This is a genomic window from Corynebacterium sp. CTNIH16 (genome assembly GCF_032821655.1).
GTDB lineage: Bacteria > Actinomycetota > Actinomycetes > Mycobacteriales > Mycobacteriaceae > Corynebacterium > Corynebacterium marquesiae.
Map to the genome: position 1 here is coordinate 23073 of NZ_JAVBIG010000014.1, position 11759 is coordinate 34831.

Annotated in this window: 8 protein-coding genes; 6 read left to right on the forward strand and 2 right to left on the reverse strand. The window is 58.7% G+C overall.

Annotated features, from left to right (window positions below; translation table 11 throughout):
* Positions 1-2: 2 nt before the first annotated feature.
* Both RAE04_RS10585 and fbaA read left to right on the forward strand, forming a co-directional pair.
* The gene (locus tag RAE04_RS10585; protein WP_317027341.1) at positions 3-1193 is read left to right on the forward strand and encodes a glycoside hydrolase family 76 protein; all 1191 of its coding nucleotides are present in this window, start codon (positions 3-5) and stop codon (positions 1191-1193) included.
* A gap of 145 nt (positions 1194-1338) precedes the next feature.
* Entirely contained in the window at positions 1339-2373 is a 1035-nt protein-coding gene (fbaA, locus tag RAE04_RS10590; protein WP_049377132.1) for a class II fructose-bisphosphate aldolase, read from the forward strand.
* A gap of 138 nt (positions 2374-2511) precedes the next feature.
* Here fbaA and RAE04_RS10595 read toward each other — a convergent pair whose 3' ends face one another.
* A complete protein-coding gene (locus RAE04_RS10595; RefSeq protein WP_317027342.1) occupies positions 2512-3573 on the reverse strand; it encodes an HNH endonuclease signature motif containing protein in 1062 nt (353 codons plus the stop codon).
* A gap of 165 nt (positions 3574-3738) precedes the next feature.
* Here RAE04_RS10595 and RAE04_RS10600 point away from each other — a divergent pair, with 165 nt between their 5' ends.
* The gene (locus tag RAE04_RS10600; protein WP_269953928.1) at positions 3739-4938 is read left to right on the forward strand and encodes an FUSC family protein; all 1200 of its coding nucleotides are present in this window, start codon (positions 3739-3741) and stop codon (positions 4936-4938) included.
* A gap of 53 nt (positions 4939-4991) precedes the next feature.
* Here RAE04_RS10600 and RAE04_RS10605 read toward each other — a convergent pair whose 3' ends face one another.
* The gene (locus RAE04_RS10605; protein ID WP_317027343.1) at positions 4992-5831 is read right to left on the reverse strand and encodes a hypothetical protein; all 840 of its coding nucleotides are present in this window, start codon (positions 5829-5831) and stop codon (positions 4992-4994) included.
* Positions 5832-5918: 87 nt separating this feature from the next.
* Between RAE04_RS10605 and RAE04_RS10610 the strand changes: the two genes are divergently transcribed.
* From RAE04_RS10610 to RAE04_RS10620, 3 genes are all read left to right on the forward strand, one after another.
* Complete coding sequence (locus RAE04_RS10610; protein WP_284791201.1) at positions 5919-7211, forward strand: adenylosuccinate synthase; 1293 nt, start codon at positions 5919-5921, stop codon at positions 7209-7211.
* A 371-nt stretch (positions 7212-7582) separates the two neighbouring features.
* Positions 7583-7906, forward strand: a complete 324-nt coding sequence (locus RAE04_RS10615; RefSeq protein ID WP_317027344.1) for a malonyl-CoA-ACP transacylase — start codon at positions 7583-7585, stop codon at positions 7904-7906.
* A gap of 739 nt (positions 7907-8645) precedes the next feature.
* Positions 8646-11759: VaFE repeat-containing surface-anchored protein (locus RAE04_RS10620; protein ID WP_317027345.1), on the forward strand; the 3114-nt coding region annotated here is incomplete at its 3' end.

Genomic DNA, 11759 nt, shown 5'->3' on the forward strand with positions numbered 1-11759 from the left:
CCGTGGAAGAAAAGTGGGCCCACCGCGCCGAACTCGCAGAGGCCGCCATCAATGAGCGCCACGCGCACTCCGTATGGGGCCTGCCGCGCACCAATCTTGCCGTGGTCAGCTGGCCGCCCACCACGAAGGAAAAGCTCTTTGTCCACTGGCACTACTGGTGGCAGGCCCACTACCTGGACTGCCTCGTCGATGCGGCGCTGCGCAATAACACCAAGGTGCGCCGCCACCGCATCTACGACACCTTGCGCGGCATTCGCATCCGCAACCTCGCGCAGCTGACCAAGAATAAGTACTACGATGACAAAGCCTGGCTCGCCCTGGCTTTCGGCCGCGTGGAGGGCCTGAAGAAGGCAAAGACACCCAAGCGGCTCGCGGCTCTGCAGCGCAATATCCACGAAGGCCTCGATGAATCGCTTGGCGTGCTGCCGTGGCGCCTGGGCGAGAATTTCATGAACGTGCCCTCCAACGGCCCGGGCGCCATCATGCTCGCGCGCATGGGGCGCATTGAGGAAGCACGCCACATCGTTGACTGGATCTATGACCACCTGCTGGACGACGACGGCTACATCATGGACGGCGTTCGCATGCGCATGGACGGCCCTGAGGTGGTAAAAAACATCCACCCCTACTGCCAGGGCGTAGTGCTCGGCGCGTGCCTGGAAATCGTGCTGGCGCTGCGGGAAAAGGCCGGCGTGGGCGATTTGGAACAGATCGACAGCGTGCAGGAGGCCGAGATGGCTTCCGAGATGATGGATTACATCATCCGCATCCGGGGCTTGGTGCAGACCGTGGCCTCGGGCATGGCTACGCCTTCGGGCGTAGTGGACTGGGAGACTGGCGATGGTGACGGTGGCCTGTTTAAGGGCATTTTGATGCGCTATCTTGCCGACATCGCAGTGCGCCTGCCCGGCGATTCCCCCGCCAACCGCGCGACGAAGAAGCTGGCTGCGCGCATGGTGATGGCCTCGGCCGAGTCGGTGTGGGAGCACCGCTTAGAGGTTGATGGTCTGCCGATCTTCGGCTCTGACTGGTTGTCCGATGCGCGCCTGCCGCATAACTACGGCTTCGGCCGGCGCACCATGAGCGAGAAGGTAGGCATCATTCGCGTAGACGAGCGCGATTTGTCGGTGCAGCTTTCCGGCTGGATGCTGATGGAGGCCTGCGCCCGCGTGGCGCGATATTTGGCTAAATAGCCCACGCTTGTCGGAGTGGATTGGTCCCGGAAGTGACCGGGTTGAAAATGTCACACGGTTTTTGCGGCAGAATTTCCGGGAAACGGGCATACTTGGGTGCTGGAACGTGTTTGACCACAAACCCACTTTTTAAGGATGGAAATTCATGCCAATTGCAACCCCTGAGGTCTATAACGAGATGCTGGATACCGCGAAGAAGAATGGCTTCGCGTTCCCAGCTATCAACTGCACCTCATCTGAGACCATTAACGCAGCTCTGAAGGGCTTTGCTGAGGCCGAGTCCGACGGCATCATCCAGTTCTCCACCGGTGGTGCCGCTTTCGGTTCCGGTCTGGCACTGAAGGACAAGGTCAAGGGTGCTCAGGCATTGGCCGCATTCGCTCACGAGGCCGCCAAGCACTACGGCGTCAATATCGCGCTGCACACCGACCACTGCCAGAAGGAAGTACTCGATGAGTACGTCCGTCCGCTGCTGGCTATCTCCCAGGAGCGCGTGGACCGCGGCGAGAACCCGCTGTTCCAATCCCACATGTGGGACGGCTCCGCTATTCCCATCGACGAGAACCTGGTCATCGCCCAGGAGCTGCTGGAAAAGGCTAAGAACGCGCACGTCATCCTCGAGGCTGAAATCGGCGTCGTCGGCGGCGAAGAAGACGGCGTTCAGGCAAAGGCAGGCGCTAACCTGTACACCTCCCCAGAGGACTTTGAGAAGACCATCGATGCCCTAGGGACCGGCGAGAAAGGCCGCTACATGCTGGCCGCTACTTTCGGCAACGTTCACGGCGTCTACAAGCCAGGCAACGTGAAGCTGCGCCCCGAGGTCCTGCTCGAGGGCCAGAAGGTGGCACAGAAGAAGCTCGGCCTGGGTGAGGACGAGTACGCATTCGACTTCGTCTTCCACGGCGGCTCCGGCTCCGAGAAGGAGAAAATTGAAGAGGCACTTCGCTACGGTGTCATCAAGATGAACGTAGACACCGATACCCAGTACGCCTTCACCAACCCGATCGCTCGCCACATGATGGAGAACTACGATGGCGTATTCAAGATCGACGGCGAGGTTGGCAACAAGAAGGTCTACGATCCACGCTCCTACCTGAAGAAGGCAGAGCAGGGCATGTCCGAGCGCGTCATCGAGTCCTGCCAGGACCTGCACTCTGTGGGCAAGTCCCTCTCCAAGTAACTTGGCCACCGTGCTCTAAGTTGAGGCAGCCTCGTACATAGGCATGCCGAATGAGCCGCTTTCCCCGCGTGGGAGGCGGCTTTTTCGTTCTCTCGGCCGGGGCGATTTTAGACGGGGCTCGGTGATCGGCCGGCGCAGTTAAAGGTTGTGGTTGGGGCTTGGCGGCCTAGCGGGGCTGGGGACGAAGCGTGGAGTATTGCTCCAAGGCGGTACCCAAGCGATGCGGCCATTTACGCGCACCATACGGCCGCGTTCTGTGGGCCGCGAGGGGTCATCTTGGTTGACGGCGTTGTGGTGCGCGCACAAGGTGACCAGATTTTCTTGGTTGGTGGGCCCGCCGGCGCACCAGGCGGTGAGGTGATGGACTTGGGCGTCGTCGGCAGGCGTATTGCACCCCGGCCAGGCGCACACGGGATGCTCGGCCGAGGCGAGCATGCGCTGTTTCCACGTGGCCATGCGCTCGGTGCGGTACAGGTTCACCGGGCCGTGCTCCGGGTGGACCAGGCTGATGTAGCCGCGCTGGGCGAGAGCGCGGGCAACCAGCTGTGCGCCGGTCATGCGGGCGCCGTTGGTGAGCTGGAGGGTGATATCGGTGGCGTCGGAAGGCGCGGCGACGATGCGGTCGAGCTGGTCTAGGGTGAGGATGACGTTGGTGTGTACGGCTGGCAGCGCGCCGGGGTTGCCCTCGAGGAGGACCTTCTTGGCGGCGGCGAGGGGATCGTCTTTATTGACGGAGGAGAGCACGCCCTTGATATCGGCGATATCGGTGGGATCGGCCGTAATGGAGATGGTGTGGGGTCCGTCGGGGCGGCGGGTATAGCGCACGCCGGGCTCAGGGCGGCGGGGCGGATTGAGCTGCTTGAGGAGCTTCTTGGCCACGGAGGGAATCAGGCGCGCCTCGGTGCGGCAGAGCTCTAAGCGCAGGTCCCAGGCGCGGTTGGGATCGCGTACGCGGCGGGTATAGGACTCAATGCTTTCGAGCGTGGCGAGGTCGTGAGCGCGGGTGCGGGCGGCGTCGCGCGCGAGGCGCTGCTTGCGGCTATTGGACGTGCGGCCGAAGTAGACGTGCTGCAGGCGGGCGAGCTGGGCAGCCAAAAGGGGGCTGGCTCCGGCCTTGAGGAGTGAGTCTTCGGAGCAGCCCTGAAACTCGGCGACGAGGTCGACGCCGCGGCGGCATAACAAAATAAAATCGGTGTTCACACGGCCGAAGCTAAAGGGCACGCGAGGACCGAACAAGCGGTGCGCGGCCGGGAAGGGCGAAATTGTGGATAGGTGGGGGAGAGGGGGGCGTCGGCAAGAGCTATCCACAGGCCAGCCGACGGCCGAGATGCGCGGGGACGGCGGCGATGGTAGGGGCGGTCTTCTATGCTGGAAGTCATGTCGGAAGCGAAGGAAAGAGTCTCAACGCGGGAAAAGCTGCGGGTGATTGACCGCTCGGTGCTCTCGCGGGTAAACCGCATCCGCGCGCGGTTTGTCTACATCGTCCAGGCGACCATTGGTGCGGCGCTCGCGTACTGGGTGGCCGGCGATGTGGTGGGGCACCCGCAGCCGTTCTTTGCGCCGATTTCTGCGGTCATCATTCTGGGGATGTCTGGTGGGGACAGGATGAAAAAGGCACTGGAGATGTCGATTGGCGGCATCATTGGCGTGGCCGTGGGCGACCTACTCTTCCAGATTGTGGGGCAGGGGCCGTTTCAGATTTTCTTCATTGTGGGCGCGGGCCTGGTGGTGGGCTCGTTTTTGACCAAGTCGCCGCTGGTGACCAACCAGATTGTCTTTGGCGCGATTTTGATTGCGACGATTTTCCCACCCACGGAGGGCCCAGGTGGCCTGCACCGTGCGATTGACGCGATGATTGGCTCGGGCATTGGCTTGATAACCATCGCGCTGATTCCCAATTCCCCGTTGGTGGAGGCGCGGCGCGAGGTATCGAAGGTGTTAAAGATTGCCTCGAGCATTCTTGCCGACGTCACCTATGGCATCCGCCAGCAAGACCCCGCCGTCATCCGCGACGCGCGCGAGGCGGTGCGCGGTACGCAAGACAGCGTCAATACCCTCCTGAGCGCGGCGCAATCGGGCAGGGAGGCCTCGGAGGTCTCGCCCCTGTTGTGGGCCTCGCGGCGCAGCATTCGCTCGCTGGAGCGCATCCTCATGCCGGTAGATAACGCGGTGCGCGGCGTGCGCGTGCTCTCCCGCCAGGCGCTGGGCCTGACGGAGGACCGCGACAAGGTTTCAGACGAGCAGGTGGAATTGCTCGATGAGCTTTCTGAAATCATGCTCGCCATCAGCGAGCTCTATAGTCAGGGCAAACAGCACGGGCACGACGAAGCGATTGAGATTCCGGACCTCGTGCAGCGCCTGCGCATCGTGGGCGGGCGCGCCGGGCTGGACATCATCGACAAGGACGGCACGTTATCGGCCTATATGATTCTGGGCCAGACGCGTTCCATTGTGGTCGACATGCTCATGGTGTGCGGGTTGTCGCGTGAGTCGGCCGTGGCACACCTGGTGCCGACGTCGCAGCACCCGGCCTACCCGCCGGAGGTGTGGGGGCGCGAGGACTAGCGTCCTCGCGCGTAGATAAAGACGCCGTGCGCAATGAGTGACGACGCGCGGGGCTAAGGGCGGACGATCTGGAGGTCGCGCAGGTGGCGGTAGAAGGTCACGCGGGCCACCGGCCGCTTGTGGGGGACCGAATCGACGATGACGCGCAGCTGTGGACCGCCGGCCTGGACGGCGCGGCCGGTGCGCACGGATTCGGGGTCGAGCTGGCCGGGCTTGCGCAGGAGCGAGCGCAGGCGGCCCTGGGATTCGACGGGGGAGGTGGCGCGGGCGGCGAGGATGCCGGGGGCATCGGTCATCGGGACGAGGCGTGCACCGAAGGTTTTGGGGGAAGTGGCGGCGAGCGTGTGGTCATCGATGATGATTTCGCCGGTGAAAGCGCCGTTTGTGGCATCCGAGATGGTGGCAGATCCAGCGACTGCGAGGCCAGAATCGTTGCGGATGAGCGGAGCTGGGCGGACCGGGGCGGTGCGGGCGAAATCGAGGGCTTCGGCCGGGGCGGTGGGAAGGCCCCAGTTCTGCGCGGCCGCGGATGGGGTGGAGGCGGATGCTGCGGACGAGGGGACGGGGATGAAGGCAACCTCGGCCCAGAGGCGGTCGGAGCGCATGAGGCGAGTGAGCACGGCCGAGAGGGCGGCGTCGGAGCCGGCGACGACGATGCGGGCGGGCTCTGTTAGGTGGGGCGCCTGCGGGGCTGGCTCTGGCGCACCGAGGTGGCGGACGTCGGGTTGGGCGGCGATGTCGTCGAGGGAGGGGGTGGGGTCGGCGGGAAGGAGGGGGGATAAGAAGGCGTCGATAAGCGCGAGCTCTTTGCGGGTAGGAACGGCCGAGAGATCATGGGCCTCAGCGGGCATGGGGATGTCCAGGGCGCCGCAGCGGAGGAACAAAAAACGCATGCGCACCATGCTACGCGCGCTTTTTGGGCCGGGAAAGTGTAAAGTTGGAGAGTATTTTGGCTTCAATAATGAGGAAGTGACTAAACAATGGCAGCGATCGTCATTGTCGGCGCCCAATGGGGCGACGAAGGCAAGGGCAAAGCGACCGACATCCTCGGCGGCAAGGTTGACTACGTGGTCAAGCCGAACGGCGGCAATAATGCCGGCCACACCGTCGTGGTAGGCGGCGATAAGTATGAGCTGAAGCTCCTGCCAGCCGGCATCTTGTCTGAGAACGCTACCCCGGTGCTGGGCAATGGCGTAGTGATCAACCTTGAGGCGCTCTTTGATGAAATTGACGGTCTTGAGGCCCGTGGCGCGAACGCTTCGCGCCTGAAGATTTCCGCTAATGCGCACCTAGTGGCGCCGTACCACCAGACGCTCGACCGCGTGCAGGAACGCTTCCTGGGCAAGCGTGCTATCGGCACCACCGGCCGCGGCATTGGTCCGACCTACGCCGATAAGGTTGCGCGCATTGGCATCCGCGTGCAGGACATCTTTGATGAGTCCATCCTGCGCCAGAAGGTCGAATCTGCGCTGGACATCAAGAACCAGATGCTGGTGAAGATGTACAACCGCAAGGCCATTGAGGCAGACCAGATTGTGGAGTACTTCTTGAGCTACCGCGATCGCCTGCGCCCGATGGTTATCGACGCCGAGCTGGAGCTCAACAAAGCCCTCGAGTCCGGCAAGCACGTGCTCATGGAGGGCGGCCAAGCGACCATGTTGGATGTGGACCATGGCACCTACCCGTTCGTGACCTCGTCTAACCCGACTGCCGGCGGTGCTTCCGTAGGTTCCGGCATCGGCCCGACCCGTATCAAGACCTCGCTGGGCATCATCAAGGCCTACACCACCCGCGTGGGCGCTGGCCCGTTCCCCACCGAGCTCTTTGATAAGTGGGGCGAGTACCTGCAGACCACCGGCGGCGAGATTGGCGTGAACACCGGCCGCAAGCGCCGTTGTGGTTGGTACGACTCCGTCATTGCGCGCTACGCCACCCGCGTGAACGGCTTTACCGATTACTTCCTGACTAAGCTGGACGTTCTCACGGGAATCGGCGAGATTCCGATCTGCGTGGCTTATGACGTCGACGGCAAGCGCTACGACGAGCTGCCGCTTACCCAGTCCGAATTCCACCACGCCGAGCCCATTTTCGAGACCATGCCCGCCTGGGACGAGGACATTACGGAATGCTCCACCTTTGAGGAGCTGCCGCAGAAGGCACAGGATTACGTCCTGCGCCTGGAAGAGCTGTCTGGCTGCCGCATTTCCTACATCGGCGTTGGTCCGGGCCGCGACCAGACCATTATTCGCCACGATGTGATGGAGGACCAGTAAGGCGTAGTCCTTATTAGCGTGGTGTGAGAGCCCCACTCTCTAGCACAGTTGAACTGGCTCTCTGCACGATGTTTTTCTAGCCCTCCTAGTAGACAACAAAGATTCCTATCCCCACCTAGCTCTTGGTCCCTCTAAGGCATTTAGCCCTAATTGAGCGAAAGCGCCCGTGTCCCGTCATTGAGTCGGAGCACGGGCGCTGTGGCATTTCAGTGCCCTTTAAGCTGCCCGCAAGACCGCGACATGCCAGCATAGGACCTTCCCTGTTGAACATAACCAAAAACTCATCTAAAGTTAAGTTCGTTTTAAGTACAGAGAGTTTTCAGCTTTCGCGGGCCCTATTCCCGCGTATTACTATACAGGGAGTTACTTCAATGATTATCAAGCTTTTGAGCGGCCTGCTTGCCACCATTATGGGATTCTTCGGCCTGGGGGCTCCGGCACAGGAGGCTGCGCCGGCACCTGAGCAGAAGCAGGTTGCTGTTGCTGAGCAGGGCAACACCGACGACGTGCAGGCTCTTATCGACGCCGCCCATGCCGAAGCCGGCTACGACTTCATCAGCGTCCGCTACGAGGGCGACACCGCCAATATTGCCCTGAATCCGGAGACCTACAACCCGGACAAGGACGACGCTACTTTTGAGGCAGTTTCCCAGCTCCTGCAGGAAAAGGGGTACCAGGTTACTGCCGTTCTTTAAGGCCTAATTCATTCCAGGATCCGCACTGCGGCCTCGGTAAAGCATCCGCTTGCCGACGCCCGTGCGGATTTTTCTTTGCCCAATTCTCCCTCTCCCTTGTGCGAGACCCCTAAGTGTGATTGTGGTAACCCTAGGTAGAGTTTTTGCTCACATATGCCTTTTTGAAGGTGAATGGCAATAGGGTTAAGGCTTACTGCATGTCTAGTATATCGAACGTGCGTGCACCCCGATCGAATGATCTCCAGTCACACCTGTAACACCAATTTTCTATGGGTAATTCCGGAGTAATGCGATGAAATCGTATGCAAATCGACCCCTGAATTTGCATGGAATTAGATAAAGTGCAGCGTATGGAGGTGTTTACATGGGTCTAGTTAAATCTAATCTTAGTATTGGTTAAGCTATCGGTTTAACTCTTTAGCCTTAGAAAATGCCTAGTGGGCGTCGAACATATGTATTTAATACTAGGTTGGCCGTAAAAATAAAAGCATCTACCTGTGGGTATGGGATTAGAAATCCTGCATAACGTGCAGTTTTCTAATGTTTTCTGGCTGGCGCCTTAAATTTTCCCGTGATATTATCCTGAGAGCACAATAAGAGTTAATCCGGATTCGGGTTCAAAACCCTGATTAACTGCAGTGTGTTCAAGTCTCAATTTCAGGTTCTGCTCAGCGAAAACACTCGCTGAACAGGAAAACGAATGTAAGTATTTGTACCGCTCGAAGAGGAAAGAATGAGTATGTTAAGAAACATATCCCGAGAGGGGTGGATGGTCTTTACCGCAGTGCTCGCTGCAATTGCGGTAGTTGCGGCCATGGTCACCGTTCCGGGTGCGGATGCTGAGGACAGTGACGGTCCTGTGAAGATCACCGCAAACAACACCTATGGCTCTGAAGAGTCTGCTAAAGGTGGATTTGATGAAGCTTGGGGAACCGTCTGGGCAGGTGACCCTCAGAGCTCTGACGGGCAGAATGCGGGTTGGGGCTGGTGTATTGACCAAGGAGAGCACATCCCTGCAGACGTTGATCATAAGTATCTAATTTCTCAAGCGGGTAAGGCCCCTATTCCTGATGAGTATTACGATGCCGCTATCAATGTTGCCGTACATATGCGGGATGCGTATGAGAATGGTCGCAAGCAAGAGGCTATTAACGATTCCTACTATTTGGGCGCATTGATTGGACATGGTCAGAATCCAACAATCTCCACGCGCGTCATTAGTGGACTAATGTCCGGTGTGCAAGCCAACGATTTTGATAACTTTACCGGCAGTCCCGAAGAATTTACCGAGTTGACCGGACTTCGCATCGTCAACGCTGTGGACGCGAAATTCGAAACTGCGGATTCTGTGGATATCCCACATTACGACGAGGGATACTACATTACTGTTGTAGGTCCCGAAGGAGACGTAGTTGGTAATAAGGGTATGCCGCTTAAGAGCCAGCGTGTGTTCACTCCGGACCAGCCTGGCCTGCCGGATAATCCGGACAACGGTGGCGGCTCTGAAGAGTCGACTACTTCTCCGGAGAATCCAGATACTGAGGAGAATACGACCGAAAAGACTACCTCTGAGAATCCGGAAGGAGAGACTTCTTCTACCGAGACGACCTCTGATTCCGAGCCGTCTGATTCTGAGGAAACTACCACGGAGGATACAGACGAACCGACTCCGGGTAAGACTACTGATGTAGTACCTAATCCTGATCCGACTCCGACTACGGAGGAACAGGAAAAGAACCTTAATCCGGAGATTAAGACGGAAGCGTCCTTTGATGGCGACAAGCAGCAGGTTGTTGCAGGCGCTACCGTTAAGGACAAGGTTCACTACGAGGGCCTCGTTCAGGGTAAGAAGTACACCCTGAAGGCTGAGCTGCGTAACAAGGCTGCTGACGAGAATGGCGAGCATGCAGTTATCGGTCACGGAGAAGAGGAATTTACCGCTAACGGTGAGTCCGGCAACGTTGAGGTTAAGATCACTGTTGATGACAGTGTGAAGAACCCAGTTGCTGCTGCCGTTGCTTTCGAGAAGCTGTACTCCCACGAGGTGGATGAGAACGGCAACGACGCTCCGAACGATTCTGAAGACGGAAACCTCATCGAGACCCACGAGGACATTGATGATGAGGCGCAGACCGTCAATACCAAGTGGAACCCTGAGATCCACACGGAGGCCAAGATCAAGGATGGCGACCGTGTAGAGAAGGGCACCACGGTTATTGACACTGTGACGTATAAAGACCTTGTTCCGGGCAAGAAGTACACCCTTAAGGCAAAGCTGATCTCCAAGGCAGATGGCAAGACTGAACTGGGTGAAGGCTCTGCGGAACTGGTTCCGGAAGAGTCCGCCGGCAAGAAGGACGTCGAGATCACTGTCAACGACAAGGCAGATCCTGCTGTTGACGCTGCGGTTGCCTTCGAGAAGCTGGTATCTACCGAGGTAGATAAGGACGGCAACGAGACCTCTGGCTCCACTGATGAGAACACGATCGCTACTCACGAAGACATCAACGATGAGAAGCAGACCGTTAACACCAAGTGGACCCCGTCCATTAAGACCAACGCTGACTTTGACAACGCTAAGCAGGTAAAGGCTGGCGTCACCGTCAAGGACACCGTTACCTACACCGACCTGGTGCCAGGTAACGAATACACCCTGAAGGCTGAGCTGCGTAACAAGGCAGTAAATGCCAAGGGTGATCATGAGGTCGTCGGCAAGGGCGATGTAACCTTTACCCCGAAGACGTCTGCCGGTGAGCAGGTCGTTGATATTAAGGTCAACGACGATGTTGAAGGCATCATCAAGGCTGCCGTCGCATACGAGGAACTTTCTTCCAAGCAGGTTGATGAGAACGGTAAGGAAACTCCGAACTCGGACGAAGAGAAGAAGATTACCGAACACCGCGACATCAATGATGAGGCGCAGACCGTAACTTCTAAGATGGAGCCATCCATTGGTACCGAGGCTGAGAAGGCTGAGGGCGATGAGATTAAGGCTGGCACCGTCATCACCGATAAGGTTAAGTACAACGACCTGGTTGCTGACAAGGAATACACTCTGAACGCAGAGCTGCGTTCCAAGGTCAAGGACGACAACGGTGAGTACCCAGTCATCGGTCATGGTGAGAAGACCTTCGTACCATCTGCTTCTAAGGGCGAGGTAGAGGTTAAGATCACTGTTGATGAGGGTGTTACCGAGACCGTTGACGAGGCAGTTGCATTCGAGTACCTGACCTCCACTGCTGTTAACAAGGACGGCGAGGATTCCACCACTGGTGAGAAGAATGACATCGCCGACCACACCAACATTGAGGACAAGGCCCAGACCGTAAAGTCTGACAAGCCTTCCGAGACCACCACTCCGTCTACGACTACGACTGACGTTGTACCGGGTACGCCTGATGACGGTGGCGATGGTGAGACCTCTGAGTCTTCTTCCTCTGAGGATTCTTCTACCCCGAAGACTAGCGAGACTTGTGAGTCTGAGGAGCCGGGTGACTCTGAGAGCGAGCAGCCTTCCGAGTCTGAGGAACCGTCTGAGTCTGAGTCCAGTGAGCCTTCTGAGTCCGAGTCTGTAGAGACCACGTCTTCTGAGGCTTCCGAGACCTCTGAGTCTGATGAGCCTTCGGATTGCGGTTCGACTACTCCGGAGAAGCCGGGCGAGCCTTCTGAGTCGACCGAGCCTAACGAGCCGGGTACCCCGGGCACCCCTGGTGACAACGACGAGAAGGACACCCCGAAGGTGTCCACTAATGCGGACTTCGAGGGCGACCTGCGTGAGGTTGTTGCTGGTGCCAAGGTTGTGGACCAGGTTTCTTACGAGGGTCTGGTTCCGGGCAAGGAATACACTCTGGAT

Coding starts and splice junctions, on each gene's coding strand:
- RAE04_RS10615 (WP_317027344.1), top strand. CDS start 7,583: ATGATTATCAAGCTTTTGAGCGGCCTGCTTGCCACCATTATGGGATTC.
- RAE04_RS10605 (WP_317027343.1), bottom strand. CDS start 5,831: ATGCGTTTTTTGTTCCTCCGCTGCGGCGCCCTGGACATCCCCATGCCC.
- RAE04_RS10610 (WP_284791201.1), top strand. CDS start 5,919: ATGGCAGCGATCGTCATTGTCGGCGCCCAATGGGGCGACGAAGGCAAG.
- RAE04_RS10600 (WP_269953928.1), top strand. CDS start 3,739: ATGCTGGAAGTCATGTCGGAAGCGAAGGAAAGAGTCTCAACGCGGGAA.
- fbaA (WP_049377132.1), top strand. CDS start 1,339: ATGCCAATTGCAACCCCTGAGGTCTATAACGAGATGCTGGATACCGCG.